Origin of the sequence: Nesterenkonia flava, assembly GCF_031432335.1 — a bacterium.
Taxonomy (GTDB): Bacteria; Actinomycetota; Actinomycetes; order Actinomycetales; family Micrococcaceae; genus Nesterenkonia; species Nesterenkonia flava.
In genome coordinates this window covers 1-26,495 of the sequence record NZ_JAVKGT010000023.1, presented here as the reverse complement: position 1 = coordinate 26,495, position 26,495 = coordinate 1, and the positions used below count along the sequence as shown (strand labels likewise).

Sequence of the window (26,495 nt, the reverse complement as noted above, 5' to 3'; positions counted from 1 at the left end):
CCGGATGCGCAGCGCTCAGGCGCTGCGCCAGGACCTCGACGGAAGGCATCACTGACGTGGACATCGACTGGGAGCTGGTGGTCAGCTCCTTCTGGCCGATGCTCAAGGGCGGACTCACCGGGACCATTCCGCTGACCCTGGCCAGCTTCTCGATTGGTCTGGTGATCGCGCTGGTGGTGGCACTGATGCGCATCAGCAGCAACCCGCTGGTCTCCTGGCTGGCCCGGACCTATATCTCGGTCATCCGCGGCACCCCGCTGTTGGTGCAGCTGTTCGTCATCTTCTACGGGCTGCCCTCCATAGGGGTGACCATCAGCCCCTGGCCCAGCGCCATCATCGCCTTCTCGCTGAACGTGGGCGGTTACGCTGCCGAGGTCATTCGCGCGGCGATCCTCTCGGTGCCCAAGGGGCAGTGGGAGGCCGGGTACACCATCGGCATGTCCCGGACGCAGTCGCTGAAGCGGCTGATCCTTCCGCAGGCCGCGCGGGTCTCCGTGCCCCCGCTGTCGAACACCTTCATCTCCCTGGTGAAGGACAGTTCGCTGGCCTCCCTGATCCTGGTCACCGAGATGTTCCGGGTGGCCCAGCAGATCTCGGCCTCCACGTTCGAGTTCATGGCTCTGTACCTCCAGGCTGCAGCGATCTACTGGGTCTTCTGTCTGGTCCTCTCGATAGGTCAGGGCCGGTTGGAAAGGAGACTCGACCGCTATGTCGCCAAGTAGCCCGCTTCTGAAGGTCACGGGCCTTCAGAAGTCCTTCGGTGAGAACACCGTGCTGTCCTCGATCGACCTCAGCGTCAGCCCCGGCGAAGTCACGGCGCTCATCGGACCTTCCGGCTCCGGTAAGACCACCGTGCTGCGCTGCCTCAACGGCCTGGAGAGGCCCGACGCCGGCACCGTGGCCTTCGAGGGCGGACCGGCGGTGACCTTTGGCCCCCGGACCTCGCAGAGGGAGCGCGAGAGCCTGCGGACCCGCAGCGCCATGGTCTTTCAGTCCTACAACCTCTTCCCTCACATGACGGTGCTGCAGAACGTCATCGAAGGCCCGGTCCAGGTCCAGAAGCGCCCCAAGGCCGAGGCCGTCGCCGAGGCGGAGGAGCTGCTGGCCCGGGTGGGACTTTCCGAGCGGCGGGACCACTATCCGCATCAGCTCTCCGGCGGACAGCAGCAGCGGGTCGGCATTGTCCGTGCCCTGGCGCTGCGCCCCTCGCTGCTGCTCTTCGACGAGCCGACCTCCGCTCTGGATCCCGAACTGGTCGGCGACGTGCTCACCGTGATCAAGGAGCTGGCTGAGGAGGGGTGGACCATGGTGCTGGTCACCCATGAGCTGACCTTCGCCCGCGAGGTGGCAGATCAGGTGGTCTTCATGGACGGCGGCGTCGTGGTGGAGCAAGGCCCCGCGAGTGAGGTTCTGCGCGCCCCGAGCCAGGAGCGCACCCGCCGTTTTGTGCACCGGCTGTTGAACCCCTTCTGAGGCCCGGGTTCCCTGGATCCCACGCGCCGAGCGGGCCTCCCCTTGGCGGGGCTCAGGAAGCTGGGGTGAGGTCTTTGCGGCTCAGGCGGGAGGGCCACCAGATGCCGCGACCGACGTGCACGCACAGCGCCGGCACCTGAAGGGTCCTGACGATGAAGGTGTCGATGAAGACTCCCACCGCCACCAGGAACGCCAGCTGCACCATGAACATCAGCGGCAGCACCGCCAGCGCCATGAACGTCACCGCCAGCACGATGCCGGCGCTGGTGATGACCCCGCCGGTGACCACCAGCGAGCGCAGCACTCCCTCAGCGGGTCCGTGTTCGGGCGTCTCCTCCCGGGCGCGGGTCATGAGGAAGATGTTGTAGTCGACCCCGAGTGCCACCAGGAACATGAAGCCGAAGAGGGGCACGCTCGCATCGGCACCGGGGAAGTCGAAGACGTGGTTGAAGACCAGTGCGGAGATTCCCAGCGCCGAGAGGTATGAGAGCACGGTGGTGCTCAGCAGCAGCAGCGGAGTCACCACCGAGCGCAGCAGCAGCACCAGGATCACGGTGATCGCCACCAGCACCAGGGGGATGATCACCAGGAGATCGCGCTGGGCGGTGTCGTTGGTGTCCAGCTGCGTGGCGGTAGTGCCGCCGACCAACGCCTCAGATTCCAGCTCAGCCAGCTCGGCGCGCAGCTGACGCACGGTCTCCTCGGCCTCCAGCGAGTCCCCGGGGCTGTCCAGGGTGGCGGAGATCTGTACGACGCCGTCGACCTCATGGGCCTGCTGAGGATCGCCGGCGGGAGCATTATTCTCAGCCACCAGATAGGCGCTGGCCACGCCGTCGGTGCCGGAGACCAGGTCCAGGGCCTCCTGCGCCTCACCGGCGTCGACGAAAACGGAGGTGGGGGCGCCTGTGCCGGCGTCGAAATGCTCCTCAAGCAGCGCCTGTCCGTCACGGGTATCCGTCTGGCCCAGCACCAGATCCGACTGGGGCACGCCGCTGGCCTTCAGCTGGGTGACTCCGGCGGCACTGACTAGCAGCAGCAGGGTGACCACCACCCAGACGGTGCGCGGACGGCGGCGCACCATTCCGGCTGTCCGGCGCCACAGCGTGTACTGGGAGGCTGAGGTGTCGGTCTCCACGTGGGGCACCTTGGGCCAGAACGCTGGCCGACCTGTCAGCGCAAGCAGTGCGGGCAGGAACGTCAGGGTGGCAGCCATGGAGAAGACGATGCCCGTGCTGGCCACCGGTCCTAATGCCCGGTTGGAGTTCAGGTCAGAGAAGAGCAGGCACAGCAGGGCCACCGCCACGGTGCCTCCGGAGGCCAGAATGGGCGGAGCCGAGCGTCGCACGGCGGTTCCCAGTGCGGTGAACCGGTTCTCGGAACGCCCCAGTTCCTCGCGGTACCGGGCCACCAGGAGCAGGGAATAGTCGGTGGCGGCGCCGATGACCAGGATGGAGAGGATGCCCTGCACCTGGCCGTTGAGCTGGATCCAGCCCTGCTGGGCCATGAAGAAGACCACAGTGATGGCCGCGCACAGCGCTCCGACAGAGGACAGCAGCACCAGAACCGGCAGGAGCACGGAGCGGTAGACGATGATGAGGATGATGAACACCGCGGCCACTGCCACTAGCAGCAGGATGCCGTCAATCCCGGCGAACGCCCCCGACAGATCCGCTGAGAGGGCGGCTGGACCGGTGACATAGGCCTGCCACTGGTCTTCGTCGAAGGTCTCGGTCACCAGATCGCGCAGCTCCTCCAGGGCCCCGTTCTCCGCGGCCTCCTCATCCAGCAGGACCAGTATTTGAAGGGCCGCACCGTCTTCGGAGGGCTGGGGCGGGATGACCTGGTCCGCACCCTCCACCTGAGCTGCCTGCTCAGCGAGGTCCTCCGCGCTGCTCATCGCCTCTGGGGTGAGCTCACCGTCGCTGAACTCCGCGACGATGGTCGCGGGGACGGCGTCCTGGTCGCTGAAGCGCTCCTGGAGCTCCAGGGCGCGGGTGGACTCCGCATCGGCCGGGAGGAAGGTGGCTTGGTCATTGGTGGTGACCTCGGACAGGTTCCCGAACGTCTGTCCGCCCCACGCGGTCCACGCTAGCCATACCACCGCCAGCACCGCGGGCAGGAGGATGCGCAGCCCTCGTGGATGGGATCGCGCGCGGCGCATGCTGCGCCGGGTGACCGGCTGTGACTCTGCGGGGGTCATGGGGAGTCCCTTTCGTGGAGAGCTGGTGCGGTGCCGGACGGATCTACTACTCGGGCTGCGAGAGCCTCGAGGAACTCCGCGATGCTGTGCAGGGTAGGGGTGTCCATGGGTTCCATCAGTTCGCGCATTGCTTGCAGATGCCCCCCGAAGTGCTGAAAGAAGTGCTGACGGGCGCGCGGGGTCAGAATCACTATGCGCGAGCGGCCGTCGTGTGGATGCCGCTGCCGCTGGGCGTATCCCTGAGCAACCAGACGGTCGACGAGGGAGGTTGCCGCGGCCGTGGTGATGCCCAGGTGCGCGGCCAGCGCGTGTGGGGTCACCGTGCTGCCTTGCTGCTCCCGGATCGCCAGCATGCGCAGGGCCCGCAGGTCCGAGGTGTGCATTCCCATGGCACGTGTGAGGTTGCTGTGCATCCGGTCCAGAGAGTCGTTGAGCACCTGAATGGCCTGCAGTGTGCGCAAAGTGGCGACGTCGTCGTACATGCCCTGATGGTACAGGTAGTTAGATCATCTAGTTAATTCTTGAGGCGAGGGGGCGGCTATGAGGCTTGGCCAGTGCGCACCGCTGAGCAGCCGATCACCTGGACCCCGCGTCGCATTGCCGTCGCCGGTGCCAGCGGCTCGGGCAAGACCACTCTGTGCACGCAGATGGCGGAGATTCTGGGGCTCCCGCGCGGACACTCTGGTGTGGTTGGACTATCCCGCACGGGTGCAGATGCAGCGACTTGTGCGGCGCACGGTGAAGCGCCGGCTAGAACGCCGCGAGCTGTGGAACGGGAACGTCGAGCCTGCCCTGCACACGTTCTTCACCGATGCCGACCCCGTGATTCGGTGGGGGTGGCGGACCCGGGACGCGCTGAAGCCTGTGGTTCCGACCTTTGAAGGTCGCTTTTGCGAATCTGAGCGTGGTGCGCCTGCGCAGCCCCCGTCAGAGTCGGCGATGGCTGAAGGCCCTGGCCGCCTCCTCCTGACCGAACCTTCCCACTCGCGGATGCGTGTGTAGGCTTGCCGCATGAGCGCTATCGAGAACTCCACCCTGGCCATAGTGGGCGCAGGAAGCGTGGGCACCGCCACGGCCTATGCCGCCATGATCCGGGGTGTGGCCCGGCATGTGCGGCTCTACGACATTGACGAAGCGAAGGTACAGGCCGAGGTGCTGGACCTCGCCCACGGCAGCCAGTTCACCGGTGCCACCGATATCGACGGCGGAGCAGACCTTGCGCACGTGGAGGGGGCCGACGTCGTCGTCATTACCGCCGGAGCCAAGCAGCGTCCCGGCCAGACCCGGCTGGATCTGGCCGGCACCAATGTCGAGATTCTGCGGAGCATGATGCCCCAGCTGCTGGAGCGTGCTCCCGAGGCGATCTACCTGCTGGTGACCAACCCCTGCGACGTGCTCACCGTTGCCGCCCAGCGCGTCTCCGGACTGCCCCCGCACCGGGTCTTCTCCTCCGGAACTGTGCTGGACACGGCCCGGCTGCGCTGGAAGCTGGCTCAGCGCGCTGGCGTGGCGCGTTCCAGCGTGCACGCCCACATCGTCGGTGAGCACGGCGATACGGAGTTCCCCCTGTGGTCCGCGGCGACTATCGGTGTCACTCCGCTGCTGGAGTGGGAGCGTCAGGGCCAGCGGGTCTTCGAACCCCGAGAACTGGCGACACTGACCGATGAGGTGCGCAACGCCGCCTACCAGGTGATCGCCGGCAAGGGAGCCACCAACTACGGCATCGGGCTCTCCGCGGTGCGCATTGTGGAGGCCATCCTGCGCGATGAGCACGCGATCCTGCCGGTGAGCAGCGTTGTTGACGATTTCCTCGGCATCAGCGGCACCGCGCTCTCCCTGCCGTCCGTGGTCTCGGCCGGCGGGGCGCAGCCGGTACTGACCACGCCGTTCTCCGACGCTGAGGCGCAGCTTCTGCGCTCCTCCGCCCAGACGCTGCTCTCCGTACAGGCATCCCTCGGGGTCTGAGACGTCCCCAGATGCACCCCGAGGCGGGATCCGGTCTTAGCGACCAGCCCGCCCCGAGGAACGCAGCGGCGCAGCGCCGCGGCGAAGGTTATTTCTCCTGACGCACGGCTTCGGTGGCCTCGATCAGGGTGTCGAAGCGGCTGGGCAGCACGCTGCTCCACGCCTCCTTCAGCTCATCGAGGGCGATGGCGAAGCTGCCGTCCTCGAAGGGACCGGTCACCTCAAGGCCACCGGACTCCGCATCCACCACGCCGATGCGGATCGCGGAGACGCCGCGGGCGGTGGTCATATCAGTGAAGCGCAGCTCCTCCGAACGCGGCAGGGCAACAAGTGCCCGAGCCTGGGATTCGCTGAACAGTGCGGTGAACGGGTCGATGCCGTCTCGCTCGCACAGCTCATCGATGGCCACGCGCGCTCCGACGCCGAAGCGCAGGCTCATCTCGGCCAGTCCTGCGGCCAGGCCACCTTCGGAGAGATCGTGGGCGGAGTCGATCATTCCGTCGCGGGAAGCGTTGATGAGAATTTCACCCAGGACCTTCTCCGCGGCCAGGTCCACCTTCGGCGGAGTGCCGCCCAGGTGACCGCGCATGCGGGCGAACTCGGAGCCGTCCAGTTCATCGCGGGTCACGCCCAGGAGGTAGATCGCCTGCCCATCGGCCCAGCGCTGGAATCCGGAGGGGGTCCGGCGCGAGACATCGTCGAACTTGCCCAGCACGCCCACCACGGGGGTCGGGTGGATGGCGCGGCCGGCCGTTTGGTTGTACAGGGAGACGTTGCCTCCGGTCACCGGCACGCCGAGCTCCATGCAGGCATCGGCCAGGCCTCGGACCGCCTCGGCGAACTGCCACATGATCTCCGGGTCCTCGGGGGAGCCGAAGTTCAGGCAGTCGGAGACGGCCATGGGGATCGCTCCCGAGGTCGCCACGTTCCGGTAGGACTCGGCCAGGGCCAGCTGTGCCCCGGCATAGGGGTCCAGGTAGGCGTAGCGCCCGTTGCAGTCGGTGGACAGCGCCACGCCCAGACCGGACTCTTCGTCCACACGGATCACGCCGGCGTCGTCGGGTTGGGAGAGCGCGGTGTTGCCACCCACGAACCGGTCAAACTGATCGGTGATCCAGGAGGCGTCAGCCATATTGGGCTGCGACATGAGCTCGACGACGGCGGCACCCAGCTCCTCCGCCGTGCTCGGCAGATCCTTGGCCGCCTCCGAGGCGCGGAAGGTATCGGCCTGGAGCTCGTCCTGCCAGGAGGGGCGGTGATAGGGACGCTCATAGACCGGGCCATCGTGGGCCACGGTGCGCGGATCGACGTCGACGATCGTCTCACCGTTCCAGTCGATGATCAGTCGTCCGGTGTCGGTGACCTCGCCGAGCCAGGAGTACTCCACGCCCCACTTGGCCATGACCTCTTCGAACCGTGCGGTGTTCTCGGGAGTCACCACGGCCATCATGCGCTCCTGGGACTCCGACATGAGGATCTCGCCGGGCGTCAGGGTGGGGTCGCGCAGCAGCACGTTGGTCAGCTCCACGTGCATGCCGCCCTCGCCGTTGGAGGCCAGCTCGGACGTGGCGCAGCTGATGCCGGCCGCGCCCAGGTCCTGGATGCCCTCCACGAGCTCGTTCTTGAACAGCTCCAGGCAGCACTCGATGAGCACCTTCTCGGCGAAGGGGTCGCCCACCTGCACGGCTGGACGCTTGGAGGGCTTGGAGTCGTCGAAGGACTCGCTGGCCAGCACGGAGGCTCCGCCGATGCCGTCGCCGCCGGTGCGGGCACCGAAGAGCACCACCTTGTTGCCGACGCCGGAGGCATTGGCCAGCCGGATGTCCTCGTGCCGCATCACGCCCACGGCCAGGGCGTTGACCAGCGGGTTGTCCTGGTAGACGGAGTCGAACACGACTTCACCGCCCACGTTCGGAAGGCCCAGGGAGTTGCCGTATCCGCCGATGCCGGAGACTACACCGGGCAGCACGCGCTTGGTGTCCGGGTGGTCGATGTCGCCGAAGCGCAGGGGATCCATCACGCCCACCGGCCGGGCGCCCATGGAGATGATGTCGCGCACAATACCGCCGATGCCGGTGGCCGCACCCTGGTAGGGCTCCACGTAGCTGGGGTGGTTGTGGGATTCGATCTTGAAGGTCACGGCCCAGCCGTCACCGAGGTTGGTGACCCCGGCGTTCTCGCCGATGCCCACCATCAGGTCCTTCTTCATCTCCTCGGTAACCTTCTCGCCGAACTGGCGCAGGTGGACCTTGGAGGACTTGTAGGAGCAGTGCTCGGACCACATCACCGAGTACATGGCCAGCTCGGCGGCGGTGGGGCGACGCCCCAGGATCTCCACGATCCGGTGGTACTCGTCCTCCTTCAGCCCCAGCTCGGCCCAGGGAAGGTCGGTGTCCGGGGTGGCGGAGGCGTTCTCGACGGTGTCGATGTTGAACTGCGTCTCCTGGACCGTCTGCTCTGCAGCGGTGGGCTGCTCAGCTGCCTGCTCGGTCATTTGGTGCCTCCTGCCAGGGATGAGATGACGGAGGTGAACAGGGTCAGTCCGTCGGTGCCGTTACGCATGCCGGTGGTGTCATCGGGGCCGTAGCCGCCCTCCACCGCGTGCTCGGGGTGAGGCATCAGCCCCACCACGTTGCCGGCCTCATTGGTGATCCCGGCAATGTCGTTGCGGGAGCCGTTGGGATTGCCGCCCACGTAGCGGAAGACCACGCGGCCCTCCTCCTCGAGCTGAGTGAGGGTGGCGTCGTCGGCCACGTACTGACCATCCTGGTTCTTCAGGGGGATGGCGATGATCTCGTCGTCGGTGAACTGGCTGGTCCACGCGGTCTGGTTATTCTCCACGCGCAGCGCCTGGTCCCGGCAGATGAACTTCAGGTGGTTGTTCTTGATCATGGAGCCGGGCAGCAGATGCGCTTCGGTGAGGATCTGGAATCCGTTGCAGATGCCCAGCACCGGCAGGGGGGACGACGACGTCGAGCCGGCCGAGGCCTCCTTCACCAGGGTGCCCATGACCGGAGCGAAGCGGGCAATGGCGCCGGCGCGAAGGTAATCGCCGTAGGAGAATCCGCCGGGCAGCACCACGGCGTCGACCCCGTGCAGGGAGTCGTCCGCGTGCCACAGGGGCACGGCGGTGCCGCCACCCAGGCGCACGGCGCGTGCGGCGTCGCGGTCATCCAGGGTGCCGGGGAAAGTGACCACGCCGACGCGGGCGCCGTCGAGCGCCTCGGCGGGTGAGGAGGAAAAATCGCCGATCAGGGGAGTCTCAACGCTCATGCCGATGCGTCACCCTCGTCGACCCGGACGGCGACGACGTCTTCGATCACCGGGTTGGAGAGCATCTCGGCGGCGGCCTTGCGGGCCTGCTCGAGGATCTCCTCGGTGACCTCGCCGTCGACGGTCAGTTCAAAGCGCTTGCCCTGCCGGACACCGGAGAAGTCGGTGAAGCCCAGGTGGGGGAGTGCGTTGACGATGGCCTTGCCCTGCGGGTCGAGGATCTCGGGTTTGGGCATGACCTCGACGATGATGCGCGGCATGAATTCTCCTGCGTGAGACAGATACGGGTGAGCGCCCGCGAAAGTGCCGTCTCACGCTCGAGACCGAACGCTCCGCGAGCTTGCCCGTCAAGTCTACCCGTCGGCGGGGGTTCCCGGCGCTCGGGGCACAGGGCTGGTCGGGGCGGTCGTCGCCGCCTTGCCGCGGCAGCTGGTGTGGTGCTGCCCACAGTGGGGAACAGGGTCCCCGCCTACGGCGTTCTTTCAAATTAGAAATAGTGCCGCCTGCCTTGAGGGAGATGAGGACCAGCTATGAAGATCGGAATTCTGGGTGCCGGACGTGTGGGTACCGCCGTCGCCCGTCAGGCCGTGCGGGCCGGGCACAGCGTGAAGATCGCCACGAGCCGCCCGGCCTCGGAGATCAAGCTGCTCACCGAGGTCATCGTCCCCGGTGCCGTGGCCGTGGACAAGGAGGAGCTGCGCGGCAGCGACATCATCATCGTGGCGGTGCCGCTGCACAAGTACCGCAGCATCGACACCTCGGTGCTGGCCGGCCACGTGGTCATCGACACCATGAACTACTGGGCACCGGTGGACGGCATCATGGAGGAGTTCGAGTCGGGCCACTCCACATCTGAGGTCATCGCCGAGTTCTTCGGCGACGTTCGCCTGGTCAAGACCCTGAATCACATCGGCTACGGCGACATCGAGGTCGATTCCTACCCCGCCGGTGACCCCAAGCGCCGGGCCCTAGCCGTGGCCTCCGATGACGACGACGCCACCCGCCTGGTCATTAACTTCATCGACTCTCTGGGGTACGACGCCGTCAACGCCGGCCCGCTCTCGGCTGGCAAGACCTTCGAGAACGGCACGGAGATCTTCAACGGTCGCCATACTGCCGCGCAGATGCGCGAGCTGCTGGACCAGTGCCAGAAGGTCCTTGCCGGCGCCAACGCCTGAGCCCGGGCCCCTCGCATCCCGCTGCTGTTTCATGCTCCGGTCCTGAAGGGTCTCCGGTGAAACAATAAGCGGGGCGATAGGCAGTGGGAGCACGACTGGCCCGCAGAATGTTTCACCGCGGGATCGCGGACGGGCATCCCACGGGGCCCCGGTCGGAGGGTGCCCGGCGGGATGTCAGGCAGTGAGCTGATCAAGCCGGTCGAGAACTGCCAGGATCTTCCCACGCAGCACCTGGGCCTCTTCAGAGAAGGCGCGCTGGGCGCGGGTGTACTCGGCTCTGCCGGCGGGCTCTTCGATGCGCACCGGTTCGTAGCCCCAGTCCTGCAGGTCATAGGGGGAGGCGCGCATGTCCAGCTCGCGGATCCGCCAGGCCAGGTCGAAGCACTCCAGCAGAAGGTCGCTGCTGACGGCCGGAATGAGCTTGTAGGCCCATTTGTAGAGGTCCATATTGGCGTGCAGACAGCCCGGCTGCTCCATCTGCATCTGGGTCTCGCGCGTGGGCTGCAGCGCGTTGAGCGGCTGGGCTGAGGGTGTATAGAACCGGAACGCGTCAAAGTGGGTGCACCTGATGCGCAGTGACTCCACCACCTCATCGGTGCCCTCCGCTCCCAAGCGCAGAGGTACCTGGTCGTGGCGCTGGCCGTGTTTCTCGGAGCGATAGACCATGGCCCACTCGTGCAGTCCGAAGCATCCGAGCTGGGCAGGTTGTGCTGCCGTGCTGCTGAGCAGGTGGCGGGCGAAGTCGATCATCACCGCCCGGTCCTGGCAGAAGCGGGCAGCGTCAACCGTAACTCCACCGGTGGAGGTGCCGTCGTCGACCGGGGTGTAGAACTTCCAGCTGGCCTGCGGCCCCGCGCCCGCCCCTTCGAGGACCTGTCCGACGCCGGGATGCCAGCGCGCGAGCTGGCCGGGAGTGTGCGAGTAGTACGTAAAGAGAAAGTCCTCGACCGGGTGCTTCTTCCCGGCATGCCGGCGAGCCAGGAACCCCTGCGTATAGCGGGAGACGGCGGCGTCGTGAGCCTGGGCGCGGCTGTGATGCTCGCTTTCAGAAATCAGGTTCAATCCTGAAAAGTGCTGAAATTTCTCTGTGCTTGCGACTAACATCATGGTCGTATCACCTCGCACCGAAGACTTGGGGCGGCAGGAATCCGATTCCGGAACCTGCCGCCCCAAGCTGTGTCTGACGCAGTGGGCGAGTCGGTCTCAGCGCCCCGTGCCGGCGTAGACGGTGGCCTCCTGATCGGAGTCCAGGCCGAACGCGGTGTGGATGGCCTTCACGGCCTTGTCCAGCAGCTCCACATCGGTGATCACGGAGACGCGGATTTCGGAGGTGGAGATCAGGCCGATGTTGATGCCGGCGTCGCGCAGGGCGCTGAAGAACTTCGCGGAGACGCCGGGATGGGTGCGCATGCCGCCGCCAACCAGCGAGACCTTGCCCACGCGCGGCACAAAGTCGAGGTCCTTGAAGCCGATCTCCTCCTGATGCTTGGTCAGCACGTCCTCGGCCAGGGGGCCGTCGGCGCCGGGCAGGGTGAAGGAGATGTTGGTGGTCTTGGTCTCCAGGGAGACGTCCTGGACGATCATGTCGATGTTGATGCCGGCCTCGGCGATCAGGTTGAAGATCTCGGCGGCCTTGCCCGGAACGTCGGGCACACCGGTGATGGTGAGCTTGCCTTCGGAGGCGTCATGGGCGACGCCGGAGATGATGGGCTGTTCCAATGGTTCGCCTTCCTGGAGGGTGACCTTGTCTTTATCGTCTGGGATGACCCAGGTGCCTTCCAGCTGGGAGAAGCTGGAGCGCACGTGCAGCTTCACGCCGAAGCGGCGGGCGTACTCCACACTGCGCAGGTGCAGCACCTTGGAGCCGGCAGCGGCCATCTCCAGCATGTCCTCGCTGGAGATCACGTCGATCTTCTTGGCGGTTTTGACCACGCGCGGATCGGCGGTGAAGACGCCGTCGACGTCGGTGTAGATCTCGCAGACATCGGCGCCGAGCGCGGCGGCCAGGGCGACGGCGGTGGTATCGGATCCGCCGCGACCCATGGTGGTGATGTCCTTGGACTCCCGGCTCATGCCCTGGAAGCCCGCCACGATGCCGATCTGTCCGGCGTCGACCGCTTCCTGCACGCGAGCGGGGGAGACCTCGATGATGCGGGCCTTGCCGTGGATCGCGTCGGTGATCATGCCGGCCTGGGAGCCGGTGAAGGACTGCGCGGCCTCGCCGAGCTCGTGGATGGCCATCGCCAGCAGGGCCATGGACATGCGCTCGCCGGAGGACAGCAGAATGTCCATCTCGCGCAGCGGCGGCTTGGAGGAGATCTGGTCGGCGAGATCCAGCAGGTCATCGGTGGTGTCTCCCATGGCGGAGACCACGACCACCACCTGGTTGCCGGCCTTCTTGGTCTCCACAATGCGTTTGGCGACCCGTTTGATGCTCTCGGCATCCTGGACAGAGGAACCGCCGTATTTCTGGACGATCAGACTCATGCGTGTGGTTCTCACTCCCGGTGAGTGTGTGGTGGGTAATCGGACACAGTCTATTCCGGCACGGGTCATCATGCATGGGCGCGACGACGCCGTCCCGGTATGTGGGCGGAGTGCTTATTTGTCTCCCAGCACCGCCCCCAAGAACTTCTGTGTGCGCTCGTGCTCGGGGTGGGTGAAGATCTTCTCCGGAGGGCCCTCCTCGACCACGCGCCCGCCGTCGAACATCATCACTTTGTGGGAGACGTCGCGGGCAAAGCCCATCTCATGGGTGACGATGAGCATGGTGACGTTGGTGGAGTCTGCGACCTCGCGCAGGATGCCCAGCACGTCTCCGACGACCTCTGGATCCAGGGCTGAGGTCACCTCATCCAGCAGCAGGATCTCCGGGTCCATGGCCAGGGCCCGGGCGATGGCCACGCGCTGCTGCTGCCCGCCGGAGAGGCTGGTGGGGTGGGCATCGGCCTTATCCGGCAGCCCGACCTGGTCCAGAAGGGAGTGGGCCTTGGCAATGGCCTCTTTCTTGGGCCGGCCTAATACGTGGATGGGTGCTTCGATGATGTTCTCCAGCACCGTCATGTTGGGGAAGAGGTTGAACTGCTGGAAGACCATGCCGATGCGAGTGCGCAGCTTCTTCTGCTGTTTCTTGGAGACCGGCACGCGCTTGCCGTCCTTCTCCTGGTGGGTCAGCGGTTCACCGTCGATGAAGATATAGCCGCCGGTGAGCTCCTCCAGGGTCATGACCAGGCGCAGGATGGTGGTCTTCCCGGAACCGGACGGTCCGATGAGGGTGACGCGTTCGCCGCGGGCCACGGTGAAGTTCAGGTCTTTGAGGACGATGTTCTCCCCGAAGCGCTTCTCCACGTCCCGGAACTCAATGACGGGGGTGTCGGTCTCGGCGGGGGACGGGGAATCAGTGGGCGTAGGCAAGACGCTTCTCCAATCGATTGACCAGAACGGCGGTGGGATAGCTGGCGGCCAGGAAGATCAGTCCTGCGATGACGTAGACCTCGGTGTAGCGGAACGTGGGGGCACCGATCTGTCCCGCGACGGTGACCATTTCCGCCACGGAGATGACGATGAGGAACGGGGTGTCCTTAAACATGGAGATCGCGTAGTTGCCGAGCGAGGGCACCGTGGAGCGCAGCGCTTGGGGGATCACGACCTTGCGCCAGGTGCGCACGGCGGACATGGACAGCGCCGTCGTCGCCTCCCACTGGCCCTTGGGTACGGATTCGATGCCGGCCCGGTAGACCTCTGACATATAGGTGGCGTAGTGGACGCCGAAGACGATGATGCCGATGGTCATCGCATCCATCCACAGAAACGTCCAGAAGACGAAGATCAGCTGCACCACGATGGGTGTCATGCGGATGAAGTTGGCGCTCCAGCGCACGATCCACGCCAGCGGCCTGGGCAGGACCGTGATGAGGACGGCGATGATCAGTCCTAAGATGGCGGCGATGATGGTGCCCAGCACGGTGACCACGAGGGTGACTTGGAGGAATGCCAGGAGCATCTCGGGCAGTGCGTCGAGGGCGAAGCCCCAGTCCCAGAACGGGCTTTCGCGGACCTCTTGTTCATCGACCATCGTGGGGTCATCGATCTCGGCGGCACGGATGGTGCCGGTGCGCAGAGTCAGTGGGAGAGTCATGCGGCACCTCCAAGCCTGGCGGCCTTGGGCTCAGGGGAGAGGATCTCTCGCAGGGAGGGGCCGCGTCCCAGCTTGTGCTTGGCCCGTGCCTCAAGCGCCTGCATGAACAGGGTGATGATCAGCGCCAGGATGAAGTAGGTGATCAGGCCGATGAAGGCATGGGAGAACCAGATGTCGGTGGGTCGGCGCAGCTGGTTGAGCTCGGCGGTGAAGTCAGAGACGAAGGGGATGATGTAGGCGATCGCGCTGCCCTTGAGCAGGTGCACCCACAGATTCGTCAGTGAGGGAAGCATCAGCGCCCAGGCCTGGGGAAAGATGATCCGGCGTATTTTGTGGGGCCAGGACATCGACAGGGCCGTCGTCGCCTCCCACTGCCCCTTGGGGACTGTGGTCAGTGAGGCGCGGACTGCCTCAGCGCCATAGGCGCCGTAATTGATGCCGAGAGCGAGCACGCCCAGGAGGAACGTGTTGCGGATGAGTTCCTCAAAGGGAAGGTCCGGGTTGCGCATCCACACCTGCGGCAGAACGTAGAGCAGCAGGAAGAGGACGACCACCAGTGAGACGCCGCGGAAGAACTCGATGATGATGCGTGCCGGTGCGCGCAGCCACAGGCTGGGGCTGCTGGCCATCAGCCCCAGGACGATGGCGACGGCGAAGGCCAGCATTCCACCGAAGATGGTCAGCTGAATGGTGGTCCAGAGGCCGGCCAGCAACCGGTCGGACCAGGCGATCACCACGTCGAAGTAGTCAGGCCAGTCGGCGAAGAAATCCACAGATCTTCCCCTTGTGAGCAGTAGGTGGGGTGACATGCTCTGCGGCCGGCTCCTTGTCAGGGCCGGCCGCAGAACACGTCAACGGGTGCGGGTGAGGATCAGTCTTGGGCGTACTGCTCAGTCAGCTCCGCGGGATCTTCCTCGCACAGCTGCTGTGCGGTGAGGTCGCTGGGGGGCATCTCATCTTCGGTGAAGCCGAACTCGCTGACGATCTCCAGGTACTCACCGGAGTCCTGGAGTTCTGCCAGGTGTTCGTTGAACTCGTTGACGAGATCCTCGTCCCCGCTGCGGAAGGCGTGGGCGCCCACGGAGAACTCATGGATGAAGGAGTCGGTGACCTCCAGCCCGTCGATGTCTCCGGCCATGGTCTCCAAGGAGATGGCGGTCAGCGCAAAGACATCAGCGCGGCCGCCCTGGACAAAGTCGATCCCGTCATCCGGGGAGTCCACCGTGTCGTGTTCGATGCCCAGTTCCTCCAGCCACCCGGGCTCAATAGCACCGCTCATCGCGACCACATTGAGGTCCGTGCCCTGAAGATCCTCGAAATTCTCTACTCCCTCAGGATTGCCCTCGGGGACCAGGAGTGCAGTGGTGTAGACCAGCTCAGGCTCGCCGAAGGCTGCTTCGGCGCAGCGCTCTGCGTTGATGGACATGCCCGCGGAGACCACGTCCCAGTGTCCGTTGGTCAGTCCGGGAATGAGGTTGCCCCAAGTGGGCTCCTCTTCGATCTGCAGGTCGTAGCCCATTCGTTCGCCAAAAATCTCTTCAGCAATGGCGATGGTGGCGCCAGTGGGCTCACCGGTCTCCGTGTCAATCCAGGAATAGGGTTCTTCGCCGTTGAGGGCGATGGTGAGTGTCTCGCCGTCGCCTGCGTCATCACCGTTGGCATCGGTGCCGTTGCCATTGTCATTACCGTTACCGCAGGCGGTCAGGGCCAGAAGGGCGGCGGCGCTCAGGGCGCCGAAGCGCATCCAAGGGGTTGTGGAATCCATCAGTCCGGTACCTCAGTCTCGTGTCAAAGGTCGATCAGTGGTGTGCGAGTTCCCGGACCTGCTCACGGCTCCAGTGCGGGAGCGGCGTGGGGGCAGACCCGGGTGTTGTTGACCGTAGTGCCGGAAAATCGGCTTTCCTAATGGTGATGCCGCCAGACGGGAGGAAATGGGGTGCGCGAAACATTCTGGAAAATAAACCGCCTGAATCAGCCCGGCGCCGGGGATGCCTTACGTCGACTGCGATCCGCGATACAGAATTGCATGAATCTAAATCGAGCAGAGTTATCCCCATCACGGTTTAATTACTCTTCGTGATGCAGCGGTCGCGAGGCTCTTTCGAGCCGCTTCAGGAGACGGAGCGGCGGCCTTCGAAAGCGCGGCCGAGCGTGACGTCGTCGGCGTACTCGAGGTCCCCGCCGACTGGCAGGCCCGAGGCCAGGCGCGTGATGGTGATGCCCACCGCTGAGAGCATGCGCACCAGGTAGGTGGCGGTCGCCTCGCCCTCCAGGTTCGGGTCGGTGGCGATGATGACCTCCTGGACCGTCTCATCCGAGAGGCGCGTGAGCAGCTCGCGGATGTGCAGCTGATCAGGGCCTATTCCGGCGATGGGATTAATGGCGCCGCCGAGCACGTGGTACCTGCCGCGGAAGGAGCGGGTCCGCTCAATGGCCATGACGTCCTTAGACTCTTCGACCACGCAGATCAGCGAAGCATCGCGGCGTTCATCCTGACAGATCCGGCAGCGGGATTCCTCGGAGACGTTGAAGCAGATCTCGCAGAACTGGACCTTCTCCTTGACCGTCCTGATGGCCTCGGCTAGGCGCTTCATATCCGCGGCGTCGGCCTCCAGGATGTGGAAGGCCACCCGCTGAGCGGATTTGGGGCCGATGCCCGGAAGTCGGCCGAGCTCATCGATCAGGTCCTGGACTGCGCCTTCGTACACGCTGCTGCCGGTGCCCTTCCTGTGGGGTCTTCCGTGGGGGGAACTGGATCAGTCTACGGCGCCTACGCCTCGTCCTCGCGCAGGCTCCGTTCTTCGATGAGCACGCCGCCGAGGATGCGCTCGATCGCCCGGCGGCCGAAGACGCCGGAGTGCTCCAGGGTGACGTCGTCGTCACTGGGGATGTCGTCCATGTCTGACGACGGAGCGGCTGCCTCGGCCCAGTCCGGGGGAGGGGTGTTGTCATACATCGGGTCCGGGGGCACATCGCCGAAGGGATCCGGCGGAGGCTCCTGAAGTGTGGGGCGTCGGGCAGCCAGGCGCTGACGGATCTCTGCCGCCCGGCTCCCCGCCTCACTGGCGGGTGCCGCCGGAGTTGTCTGCTGAACCGAGGCGCCGCTGCTTGCCGCCGGAGCGGAGCCGCCGGCGCGGCGGGCGAAAGCGGGGATGACCGGTTTCTCCGGTGGTGCATGGTGAGCCGGGCGCGCGGAGGTCGACTCAGTCTCCTGGGGGGCAGGGCCCTGGGTCGTGGAGCTCTGGGGTGCGGGGCTCGGTACGGAGTCCGAAGCGGAGCTAGGTGATCCGGCGCCCTGCTGAGCGCCGGCGTCGGTCCACCCGCGCTCAGGGTTGTCCTGGTGCGTGGCTGGCGTGGGTGACGAGGCTGATACCGGTGAAGGCGCTGTGGGCTGCGGTGAGGAGGCAGAAGGCGCCGACCAGTCGTCCTCGGAGGAGGCGGGTGGTTCGGTGGGGGTGTCCCAGTCTGCGGGGGGTTCCTCAGCGGCGGCCGGAGTGCTCCGGCCTTCAGCTTTTGGGGGCGCCCCACCACCTGTCGGGGGAGCACCTCCGGTGACCAGGTCATATCTGACCTGCATGCCGAGAACTTCCTGAATCGCCTCGTTCAGCGCGTCCTCACCTTTGCGGTTGGAGAACGTGTTGCGGGCTCCTTCATTCGCGAAGGCCAGGGTGAGGGTGGCTCCATCGAAGCCCGTCACGCTCACGTTGCCCTTGACGAGCATCCAGAGCATGCGTGACCGGGACTTCATGGCTTCGACAATGTCGGGCCAGGCCCGCTGCATCATTTCTGATCCGCCGCGACCGCCCTGCTGTCCGGAGGGGGAGGACGCCGCGGACCGCTGCGCCTGAGAAGGCTGCTGCTGCGGTGCGGTTTGCTGAGCAGGGGCAGAGGGCGGTGCCGCCGCGGGGGCGCCCGGCGCCTGCTGGGGCGAGGCATCCCACTGGGGGGCACTCGGGCGCTCGTGGGGGCCTGCTCCCTGATGCTGGCGAGCGTGCGTCTCCCGTCCCTGAGTGGGCTGGCCGTGCGACTCCCGGCTCTGGTCATGGCGTGGGCGCCCGGGTGCTGGAGACGACGACGCCGGCTCCTGGCCCCAGCCCTGCTCAGTCTCACCCGAATCACTGGGCGAGGGTTCCGAGGCGGCCGGCCCAGATTCTGGCTGACCGGAGGTGGCGCGGACCGGTTCGGGAGTCGAGGGTCCGACCGGATCCGGGGTGGTGGGCGGACCCCAGCTGACACCGGGAGTGGCCCAGCCGTCGTCGTCATGCGGTGTGGGCTGCTCGGGTGGACTGGGCGCCGCAGCCTCACTGGGTGCTTCGGCGGCGGGTGTCACCCCGGCGCCAGTCGTAAAGTCCAGGCGCCGTTCGAGCCGCTCTAGGCGGGCGGCGAGGCTGGCGTGGCCCTGTTCTGCATGGGGCAGCAGCAGGCGTGCCATGAGCAGTTCCAGGTGAAGCCTCGGTGAGGTGGCGCCGACCATCTCGGTCAGTGCGGTGGCGGTCGTATCAGCCGCCCGGGACAGCTCAGCCGAGCCGAGCTTGGCGGCCTGGGCCGTCATCGCCCGGATCTGGTCCTCGGGGACGCCGCGCAGAATGGCTGCGGGGTTCTCGGGCACGGACTTGACCACGATAAGGTCGCGCAGCCGCTCGAGCAGGTCCTCCACGAAGCGGCGCGGATCCTGCCCGGACTGGACCACTTGGTCCACCACGGAGAACGCCTGGGCACCATTGAGATCAGCGACCGCGTCCACCACCTGGTCCAGCAGGGCGGCGTGGGTGAAGCCCAGCAGCGCCACAGCCCGGTCGTAGGCGATCCCGCCCTCCTCGGAGCCCGCGATCAGCTGGTCCAACACGGAGAGAGTGTCGCGCACTGAGCCGCCGCCCGCGCGCAGAACCAGCTGCAGCACCCCAGGGGCTACGGCCACGTTCTCCGCCGCGCAGAGCCGCTCCAAGTAGTCCAGCAGGGGCTCCGGCGGCACCAGGCGGAAGGGGTAGTGGTGGGTGCGGGAGCGGATGGTGCCGATGACCTTGTCCGGCTCCGTGGTCGCGAAGATGAACTTGATGTGCTCCGGGGGCTCTTCGACGATCTTCAGCAGCGCGTTGAAGCCGGCTGCCGTGACCATGTGGGCCTCATCAATGATGAAGATCTTGTACCGGTCGCGCACCGGGGCAAAGGTGGCTCGCTCGCGCAGGTCGCGGGCGTCGTCCACACCGCCGTGGGAGGCGGCGTCGATCTCAATGACGTCCAGTGAGCCCGGTCCGCCGGTGGCCAGCTCGCGGCAGGACTCGCACTCTCCGCACGGAGAGCCGGTGGGGCCCTGTGCGCAGTTGAGGCAGCGCGCCAGAATGCGTGCCGAGGTGGTCTTGCCGCAGCCGCGCGGGCCGGAGAAGAGATAGGCGTGGGAGACCGCGTCTTTGCCCAGAGCTGTCACCAGGGGTCCGGTGACATGCTCCTGCCCAATGACATCGGCGAAGGTGTCAGGGCGGTATCGGCGGTAGAGCGCGGTTGTCACGGAGTAGACCTTACCGTGAGGCGCGGACACGAGCACAGCGAACCGTGGAGGCCCGCGTCAGGGCGGGGGTCCTGAGCGGGGAGCCTTCCAGGGGCGGGAGATGTGGCCAAAGAGCGACCACCGCGGAGGGCGAGTGGACGAGCTGGTCGCGCGCCACTACGACTTTTGACGTACCCCAAAGCATGCACTAATGTGATGGCTGTCACATCGCGTGACCCCAGTGGCCGCGGCCCGTTGGTGCGCTTGCGCCCCTCAGGCCGCCTGGAGCTGGAGTGAAAACCATGCCTGAGCGGCGCGGCGGACACAGTGAAGTGCTCGCCGCGCCGCTTGGCGCATGCGTTGTTTTGGGTGCGATTGGACATCATCTGGGGCACCTAAGGTCAGCGCCCAGCTGCGCCACTACAAAGTCACGCCCAAGCTCACCGCGGCGGTGTCCCCACTCTAGGGGCGCAGGCCGCGGCCGGGAGAGGCGCCTGCGTGCTTACTCGCGGGCACCGAACTGCTCGGCGACCTGGTCCCCGATGGTGCCGATGATGTCCTCATCGGCCGGGCCCAGGCGGTCTGTCGCCATGTCTGCCTGGTGCCAGTGCGGGTAGATGATCGCAGGGTCGCTGACCTGGTTGATGCGGTCCACATCCTCGGCGCTCAGGCCCAGCTCCGCGTAGCCGAGCAGGTCCTTCAGCTGGTCGGCGTTGCGGGCGGCGACCACCGTGTTGTGGACGCCGGGGCGGGTCAGGGTCCACGCCAGGGCCACCTGTGGGATGGTGGCTTCGTAGCGGTTCGCGACTTCTTCGAGGGCATCGACGACCTGGTAGAGGGTCTCCCAGTCGGGGATGCGCATCTCCTGACCGGTGCCGTCCTTCAGGCGGGCCGGGGATTCGGGCTGCTGCCCACGGCGCCACTTGCCCGTGAGGAGTCCCATGTTCAGGGGGCTCCAGGGCTGAGTGGAGATGCCGGCGTCGAGCGCTGAGGGGATCTGCTCGTACTCGGCGGTGCGGGTGTAGGCGGAGTAGAGGATCTGCTGGGAGACCGGCTTGATGAAGCCGTTAGCCTCGCAGACGCGCAGAGCCTTCTGCAGCTGCCATCCCAGGTAGTTGGAGACGCCGTAGTAGCGGATCTTGCCGCAGCGGACCAGGGTGTCCATGGTCTCCAGGGTCTCTTCCAGCGGGGTCTGACCGTCCCACTGGTGGAGGTAGAAGAGATCAATGTGCTCACGGCCCAGGCGGGTCAGGGAACGGTCGACCTCGCGCAGCAGGTGCCAGCGGGAGGCGCCGCCGTCGTTGGGGCCGTCGCCGATGACCATGCGGGCTTTGGTGGTGACCAGGAGGTCCTCGGCGAAATCGACCTTGTTCAGGGCTGCGCCGAGCACCTCCTCGGCCACGCCGCCGCCGTAGAGGTTGGCGGTGTCGATGAGGTTGATGCCGGCCTCGTGGGCGAGGGTGAGCAGCTCGGCGGCACCGTCGGCGTCGAGGTCGCCCATGTGATGCAGGGCCTCGCCGCGGCCGAAGGTCAGGGTGCCCAGGGCGATGGGTGAAACGCGCAGCCCGCAGCTGGGGGAGAGCTGGCGGTAGAACGGCTCAGCGCCGTGGGGTGCATACGGTGTGGGTGCCTGTGTGCGGGTCATGGGTACCTCCTGATGCGGGACGGGCAGGGCCATGAACGACTCAACATCGCCAACCTGGACGCCAGCTCACGATAGCGTGGCGGGTATGTCCTTTGAACGGGTCCGAGAAGCACTGCGGGAATTCGTTGCTGAGCGCGACTGGGCGCAGTTTCACAGCCAAGAGAACTTGATCAAGAGCGTAGCGATCGAGTCGGGTGAGCTCTTGGAATGCGTGCAGTGGGGTGAATCGTCAGAGCCGGAACGGGTCCAGGCAGAATTGGCCGATGTTCTGACCTACTGCTACCTGCTGGCAGACAAGATGGGGTGGGACCCCGAGCAGATTGTCTTGGAGAAGCTGGAAGTGACTCGGGCAAAGTATCCCGTGGAGAAGGCAAAGGGGCGGAGCACCAAATATGACCAGCTTTGAGATCCGCAGCTACCCGTTCAACAAGGATGCGATCGCGATCCTGCCCCAGAGTGACGACCGGTACGCTAACTGGCCGGCCGTGTACACGCTGCGCAACAACAAGTCCATCTATGTGGGCGAGTCCGGCAACGTGGCTTCTCGTCTCCAGCAGCATCTGGCCAAGCGTGCCAAGGAGGGACTGAAACGCGTCCAGATTGTGCTGGACGACAAATTCAACAAGTCAGCGGCCCTGGATCTGGAATCCTTCCTCATTCAGTACCTGGGTGGTGAGCGGCAGTTCTCGCTGCTCAACCGAAACAAGGGGATCGTCGACAACAATTACTTCGAGCGCGATGAGTACCGCCGAGTCTTCCGCGAGATCTTCGAGGAGTTGCGCGCCCAGGGAATTTTCGAACGCACCCTGCCGGAGATCGAGAACGATGACCTCTTCAAACTCTCCCCGTTCAAGGCTCTGACACCCGAGCAAGCGATTGCTGTCGAGGACGTGGTGCGCGGATTCCTGGATCCCCAGGAACGTGAGCAGGCCGGTGGGCCGATCATCGTGGAGGGCGAGCCCGGCACGGGCAAAACCGTGGTGGCCATCTACCTGATGAAGCTGCTGATCGACATCGCCACCGCCGACGACGAGGACCTAGACACCTCCCTGGACGACAGCGACGCCCGGTTCGCGGAGTTCTTCACTGAGGAGAACCGGGAGATGCTGAGAGGCCTCACCATCGGACTGGTGATTCCCCAGCAGTCCCTCCGCGCCTCGGTCACAGAAGTCTTCAAACGGACCCCGTACCTGGAGAAGTCGATGGTGCTGGATCCCTTCGCCGTAGGTGCAGGAGATCAGCACTACGACGTTCTGGTGGTGGATGAGGCTCACCGCCTGAACCGCCGCGCCAACCAGCCCTCCGCGATGCAGAACACCCGGTTCGCGGAGATCAACCAGAAGCTCTTCGGTGACGGGGAGAGCACCCACACCCAATGGGACTGGATCAGAGCCAAGAGCAGGCATCAGATTCTCCTGCTGGATCGCGCACAGAGCGTGAGGCCCGCTGACCTGCCGACATCGGTATGGGACGACATGGTGGAAACCGCCCGCTCCGAGAAACGGCATCATCGCCTGGAATCCCAGCTTCGGGTGCGGGCCGGTAGCGGATACATCGACTACGTCCGTTCCATACTCCGCTCCGAACATCCGGAGGTCGAGACCTTCCCGAACTATGAGCTGGCGATGTTTACGGATCTGCGGCAGATGCACGAGGCCATTCGCGCCAAGGACGCCGAGTTCGGTCTCTCACGCCTGGTGGCTGGCTACGCCTGGAAATGGGTTAGCCGCAAGGACCCCGCGGCACACGACATTGTGCTGGACGGATACGGACTTCAGTGGAACCGCACGTCTAAAGACTGGATCAACTCCAAGACATCGCTGGAGGAAGTCGGGTCCATTCACACCGTGCAGGGTTATGACCTGAACTATGCGGGGGTCATCATCGGGCCCGACCTCTACTGGAATGAGAAGGACCAGCGCATCGACTTCAGCCGTGAAAACTACTTCGACGCCAAGGGCAAGGAGAACAATCCGCGGCTGGGCATCACGTACGAGGATGAGGATCTGCTGGAGTACGTGAGGAACATCTACTCGGTCCTTTTGAGCCGGGCCATCCGCGGCACCTTCGTCTACGTGTGCGAGCCGGGACTGCGAGAACGGCTGGCACCGTACTTCACGCCCGGGGCGCCTGCTCCCATCGCTGCAGACGTGCACTATCCGCGGGGGCGCCGGGTGGACTACGCCCCAGAATCGGCCCCTGCTTACGAAGCTGCACGCGGGCAGGAGTAAGGGGGACGACGACGTCGGCCGGGTCTTTGGGAGGACGGCTAGGCCGCGTCCTCTGTGAGTCGCCGTAGGATGTCCGCCGCAGCCTCCTGGGCATCCAGCAGTGTCCGTGCCGAAGCGGCCGGATCACCTCCGGCCTCCGCGGCGATGGCAGTGCCCCAGTGCACCGAGGACAGCTGCAGGCCCAGCACATACAGCGGGGCCTCGGTGCTGCTCTTCTCGCCGCGCAGCCGGTACGGGGCCTCGGTGACGGCGAAGCCCTTGTGCAGCACGCGCTCGCCGGGATGGTCGCTGACCACAAGCCCGGCCGGATAGGCCAGGTGCTGCTGCAGCAGACTGTGCACCAGCGGCGAGTCTGAGGCAGGAATCTTATTCGGCGGCATCATCGCCTCCACCATGTGCGCTGCCGAGTACCGCGCACCGCTGACCGTGGGGGAGTCGGCCAGGAACAGGCCGTGCTCACGGTCCACGCCGTAGACCGGATCAGGGCCAAGGAACTCGACGACGCCGGCGCGCGCCAGGGCTGCCAGCTCCTCAATGCGCTGCAGCGGCGGACCACTGGCTAGGCCTTCCACCAGGGACTCGAACCAGCCTTCGACGTCGTGCAGTCGACTGGCGTTGCTGATCTGGTGGGCGGTCAGCAGAGGCTTGATGCGCATGCGCGCGGCGTGCAGAGCCGCGATCGCCATCTTCTCCGGACTCGCGGTGCCCGCAGCTGAGGTGGCGGCGTCGTGCTCGAGGAACTCCAGCATGGCGGTCTGGTACTCAGACGCGCTGCGGAAGGAGCGTCCGTCAAAGGGCCGGGCCAGGGTGCGGATGTCGAAGTCCTGCGGGCTGGTGCCGCCGAAGCGCTCATAGGTATGCCGGACGTCAGCTTCGATGAGCGGCCACAGGTGCTCGCGGAAGTCGAGCCGTCCGTGCTGATCGAGGAGCTCAGCCAGCACCGGCTCGGTGAGATGGACGAGGTCGATGCCCTCGGGCACAAATCCAGGCACCACGGTCTTGGCGCGGTACGGGGTGCCACGGCGGGATCCGGCGGCCAGGTGCGGTTCGTCCCCGCTGGGGCGGTACTCCAGGGTCCTGCCCGCCGGTGCGCCGGGAACGGGAACGAACTCGCCGCCGCGGCCCACAGTCACCTGGATCATCAGGTCGAAGAAGTTCAGGCCCATGCCACGTACCAGGACGGTCTCGCCGGCGGGGAAGGAGGCATAGTCCACGTCGGTGGGGACGGAGGCGGGGATGTAGTGCAGCCCGAGTTCCGCGGCTGAGCGCGCCAGCTGCTCGGCGCCTCCCGTCAGGTGGGCGGGCAGGTGGCCCAGTGCCAGGACTGCGGCGTTGACCTCCATGGGATCCTCGCGGTCTGCCAGGGTGAGTGAGTAGCCGTCCGCTGCGGGGCTGAGGGCGGTGACTTCGGTGAGGAGGTGCTTGACCACCACGCCGGCGTCCTGGAGGCGCTCGGTGGTCATTTCCTGGAGCCAACGCAGGTAGCGGCCGTAGTCAGCGCGCGTGGGGTAATCGGTGGCCTCGTAGGTCAGGCCGTTTTGTCGGGCCCACACGAGGAAGCTGATGGAGACCGACGACGCCGGCAGGTGCTCCAGGGTCTCGTCGCTGGGGGCCGCTGTGGGGTAGGAGGCCGGGGTGTTCATCAGGTAGAGCGGGGACTGCTCGGGGTCCCAGACCCGGCCGGGTCCGTGGGGCGCGGGGTCGATGACGAGCAGCCGCAGGCGCTGGGCGGTCCGGGCGTCGGTGCGCTCCACCAGGGCGAGGAGGCGTTCCATGAATGAGGTGCCGCGGGGTCCTGCTCCGATCACCGCGATGGTGAACTCGCGCCCGCTGCCTGCCATCCATGTCCTCCTTGTGGTTGTGTGCTCTCTTACCCTACCGGGGCGGCTTTGATCTGAACGGCCCGCACCCGCTAGGCTAGGTAGGCGCTTGTTATCCGCAAGGGTTGATGAGCGTTGGAGGCGTGCCGGAGCGGCCGAACGGACTTCACTGCTAATGAAGGATCCTCTTAACCGGGGATCGGGGGTTCAAATCCCCCCGCCTCCGCCAACGAACCCCCATCTGACCAGGAGTTTTCCGGTCAGGTGGGGGTTTTCCTGAAATAAAAGCCGATTTTCCTGAAATGACCGCCCGGCACCGTGCCCCGGCGGCGGCTACAGTCAGTGCCCATGGCGAGCCTGACAACGCACACACGCAAGGATGGTCGAGCATCGTTCTATGTGAAGTGGTACGACCGTGAGCTGAAGCGGGACATGTCCCAGCCGTTCCGTGACGAGACGAAGGCTCGCACCCTGAAGCTGTATCTGGACGTGAACCAGAACACCCTCAGCCTGGCTCGGAAAGCGAAGAAGGCAGCCGACGCTCACGGGACCACAGTCTGGGACGCCATCGAGACCCACCTGAGCAAGCTCAGAGACACTGAGACCACCCGGAAGTACCGGCGCGACATGGCCCAGCACGTGAAGGGCACCAGCCTTGCCGCCATCCCTCTGCCTGAGCTGACCAGTGAGGACATCGCCGCCTGGTTGGACGGTCTTAGGGTGGGGCGCACCAAAGCGAACCCGGAAGGCTCCCAGCTACCTGGAAGACGAAGAACAACCTGCACGCCATCGTCTCCGCCGCCCTGAAACGTCAGGTGGGCAAGCACCTGCAGGACAACCCCGCCCGCGGTGTGCTCGGCAGACGTGACGAGCTCCCCAGCCATGAGACGGTATACCTCACCCCGGAAGAGCCGCGGTTGTTGCGGGAGCGGGCGCAGACCCCGTACTTCTCCCTGATCATCTGGACACTGACAGCCTCCGGTATCCGGTGGGGTGAACTGGTGGAGCTTCGCCGCAAAGACCTGGCTCGCACCCGTTAGCTTCTAAGGGCACCAGTTCTCCGGCAGGATAAGTGGTGTTGTCCGGT

Annotated in this window: 23 protein-coding genes and 1 tRNA gene; 9 read left to right on the top strand and 15 right to left on the bottom strand. The window is 65.9% G+C overall.

Going from position 1 to position 26,495, the window contains the following annotated elements; translation table 11 throughout:
- Nucleotides 1-62: 62 nt before the first annotated feature.
- Complete coding sequence (locus RH857_RS09405; protein ID WP_310537749.1) at nt 63-722, top strand: amino acid ABC transporter permease; 660 nt, start codon at nt 63-65, stop codon at nt 720-722.
- A complete protein-coding gene (locus tag RH857_RS09400; RefSeq protein WP_310537722.1) occupies nt 709-1,473 on the top strand; it encodes an amino acid ABC transporter ATP-binding protein in 765 nt (254 codons plus the stop codon). Before RH857_RS09405 ends, RH857_RS09400 begins: the two co-directional genes overlap by 14 nt.
- A 52-nt stretch (nt 1,474-1,525) precedes the next feature.
- Here the strand turns inward: RH857_RS09400 and RH857_RS09395 are convergent, their stop codons facing one another.
- Together RH857_RS09395 and RH857_RS09390 are read right to left on the bottom strand one after the other, a co-directional pair.
- Nucleotides 1,526-3,673 (bottom strand): MMPL family transporter, encoded by a 2,148-nt coding sequence (locus tag RH857_RS09395; RefSeq protein WP_310537721.1) that lies wholly within the window; start codon nt 3,671-3,673, stop codon nt 1,526-1,528.
- Nucleotides 3,670-4,155, bottom strand: coding sequence for a MarR family winged helix-turn-helix transcriptional regulator (locus RH857_RS09390; protein WP_310537720.1), 486 nt, complete (start codon nt 4,153-4,155; stop codon nt 3,670-3,672). The genes RH857_RS09395 and RH857_RS09390 overlap by 4 nt, the downstream gene beginning before the upstream one ends.
- A 529-nt stretch (nt 4,156-4,684) precedes the next feature.
- On the opposite strand from RH857_RS09390, the gene RH857_RS09385 reads away from it, so the two are divergent.
- Nucleotides 4,685-5,638: an L-lactate dehydrogenase gene (locus RH857_RS09385; RefSeq protein WP_310537719.1), complete on the top strand. Its 954-nt coding sequence runs from the start codon at nt 4,685-4,687 to the stop codon at nt 5,636-5,638.
- An 88-nt stretch (nt 5,639-5,726) separates the two neighbouring features.
- Here RH857_RS09385 and purL read toward each other — a convergent pair whose 3' ends face one another.
- From purL to purS, 3 genes are read right to left on the bottom strand one after another with little or no spacing between them, the layout of a single operon-like run.
- A complete protein-coding gene (purL, locus tag RH857_RS09380; protein WP_310537718.1) occupies nt 5,727-8,132 on the bottom strand; it encodes a phosphoribosylformylglycinamidine synthase subunit PurL in 2,406 nt (801 codons plus the stop codon).
- Entirely contained in the window at nt 8,129-8,911 is a 783-nt protein-coding gene (gene purQ, locus RH857_RS09375; protein WP_310537717.1) for a phosphoribosylformylglycinamidine synthase subunit PurQ, read from the bottom strand. Before purQ ends, purL begins: the two co-directional genes overlap by 4 nt.
- On the bottom strand, nt 8,908-9,171 hold the full coding sequence (purS, locus tag RH857_RS09370) for a phosphoribosylformylglycinamidine synthase subunit PurS (protein ID WP_310537716.1): 264 nt from the start codon (nt 9,169-9,171) through the stop codon (nt 8,908-8,910). The genes purQ and purS overlap by 4 nt, the downstream gene beginning before the upstream one ends.
- A gap of 270 nt (nt 9,172-9,441) precedes the next feature.
- Between purS and RH857_RS09365 the strand changes: the two genes are divergently transcribed.
- Nucleotides 9,442-10,089, top strand: a complete 648-nt coding sequence (locus RH857_RS09365) for an NADPH-dependent F420 reductase (RefSeq protein ID WP_310537715.1) — start codon at nt 9,442-9,444, stop codon at nt 10,087-10,089.
- 174 nt (nt 10,090-10,263) lie between these two features.
- On the opposite strand, the gene RH857_RS09360 is transcribed toward RH857_RS09365, so the two are convergent.
- The 9 genes from RH857_RS09360 to RH857_RS09320 all read right to left on the bottom strand — a co-directional run bounded on the left by RH857_RS09360 (nt 10,264) and on the right by RH857_RS09320 (nt 21,357).
- On the bottom strand, nt 10,264-11,145 hold the full coding sequence (locus RH857_RS09360; RefSeq protein WP_310537748.1) for a 3-methyladenine DNA glycosylase: 882 nt from the start codon (nt 11,143-11,145) through the stop codon (nt 10,264-10,266).
- A 147-nt stretch (nt 11,146-11,292) separates the two neighbouring features.
- Nucleotides 11,293-12,576 (bottom strand): aspartate kinase, encoded by a 1,284-nt coding sequence (locus RH857_RS09355; RefSeq protein ID WP_310537714.1) that lies wholly within the window; start codon nt 12,574-12,576, stop codon nt 11,293-11,295.
- A 114-nt stretch (nt 12,577-12,690) separates the two neighbouring features.
- Nucleotides 12,691-13,503, bottom strand: a complete 813-nt coding sequence (ehuA, locus tag RH857_RS09350) for an ectoine/hydroxyectoine ABC transporter ATP-binding protein EhuA (protein WP_310537713.1) — start codon at nt 13,501-13,503, stop codon at nt 12,691-12,693.
- Nucleotides 13,487-14,164, bottom strand: a complete 678-nt coding sequence (locus RH857_RS09345) for an amino acid ABC transporter permease (protein WP_374761146.1) — start codon at nt 14,162-14,164, stop codon at nt 13,487-13,489. The genes ehuA and RH857_RS09345 overlap by 17 nt, the downstream gene beginning before the upstream one ends.
- 59 nt (nt 14,165-14,223) lie before the next feature.
- The gene (locus tag RH857_RS09340) at nt 14,224-15,000 is read right to left on the bottom strand and encodes an amino acid ABC transporter permease (RefSeq protein ID WP_310537711.1); all 777 of its coding nucleotides are present in this window, start codon (nt 14,998-15,000) and stop codon (nt 14,224-14,226) included.
- A 98-nt stretch (nt 15,001-15,098) separates the two neighbouring features.
- Nucleotides 15,099-15,992: a transporter substrate-binding domain-containing protein gene (locus RH857_RS09335; RefSeq protein WP_310537710.1), complete on the bottom strand. Its 894-nt coding sequence runs from the start codon at nt 15,990-15,992 to the stop codon at nt 15,099-15,101.
- 346 nt (nt 15,993-16,338) lie between these two features.
- The gene (gene recR, locus RH857_RS09330) at nt 16,339-16,935 is read right to left on the bottom strand and encodes a recombination mediator RecR (protein WP_310537709.1); all 597 of its coding nucleotides are present in this window, start codon (nt 16,933-16,935) and stop codon (nt 16,339-16,341) included.
- A gap of 62 nt (nt 16,936-16,997) precedes the next feature.
- Nucleotides 16,998-19,733, bottom strand: a complete 2,736-nt coding sequence (locus RH857_RS09325) for a DNA polymerase III subunit gamma and tau (protein WP_310537708.1) — start codon at nt 19,731-19,733, stop codon at nt 16,998-17,000.
- Nucleotides 19,734-20,214: 481 nt separating this feature from the next.
- Nucleotides 20,215-21,357, bottom strand: a complete 1,143-nt coding sequence (locus RH857_RS09320) for an aldo/keto reductase (protein WP_310537707.1) — start codon at nt 21,355-21,357, stop codon at nt 20,215-20,217.
- Nucleotides 21,358-21,442: 85 nt separating this feature from the next.
- On the opposite strand from RH857_RS09320, the gene RH857_RS09315 reads away from it, so the two are divergent.
- Nucleotides 21,443-21,763: a nucleotide pyrophosphohydrolase gene (locus RH857_RS09315; protein WP_310537706.1), complete on the top strand. Its 321-nt coding sequence runs from the start codon at nt 21,443-21,445 to the stop codon at nt 21,761-21,763.
- On the top strand, nt 21,750-23,588 hold the full coding sequence (locus tag RH857_RS09310; RefSeq protein WP_310537705.1) for a DNA/RNA helicase domain-containing protein: 1,839 nt from the start codon (nt 21,750-21,752) through the stop codon (nt 23,586-23,588). The genes RH857_RS09315 and RH857_RS09310 overlap by 14 nt, the downstream gene beginning before the upstream one ends.
- A gap of 38 nt (nt 23,589-23,626) precedes the next feature.
- Here the strand turns inward: RH857_RS09310 and RH857_RS09305 are convergent, their stop codons facing one another.
- Nucleotides 23,627-25,429 carry an FAD/NAD(P)-binding protein gene (locus RH857_RS09305; RefSeq protein ID WP_310537704.1) on the bottom strand — a complete coding sequence of 601 codons (1,803 nt, stop codon included), beginning with the start codon at nt 25,427-25,429 and terminating at the stop codon, nt 23,627-23,629.
- A gap of 116 nt (nt 25,430-25,545) precedes the next feature.
- On the opposite strand from RH857_RS09305, the gene RH857_RS09300 reads away from it, so the two are divergent.
- From RH857_RS09300 to RH857_RS09290, 3 genes are all read left to right on the top strand, one after another.
- Nucleotides 25,546-25,637 (top strand) — tRNA-Ser (locus RH857_RS09300).
- Nucleotides 25,638-25,756: 119 nt separating this feature from the next.
- Nucleotides 25,757-26,215, top strand: a complete 459-nt coding sequence (locus RH857_RS09295; protein ID WP_310537703.1) for a hypothetical protein — start codon at nt 25,757-25,759, stop codon at nt 26,213-26,215.
- 8 nt (nt 26,216-26,223) lie between these two features.
- Nucleotides 26,224-26,448, top strand: coding sequence for a site-specific integrase (locus tag RH857_RS09290; protein WP_310537702.1), 225 nt, complete (start codon nt 26,224-26,226; stop codon nt 26,446-26,448).
- The last annotated feature ends 47 nt before the right edge of the window (nt 26,449-26,495 follow it).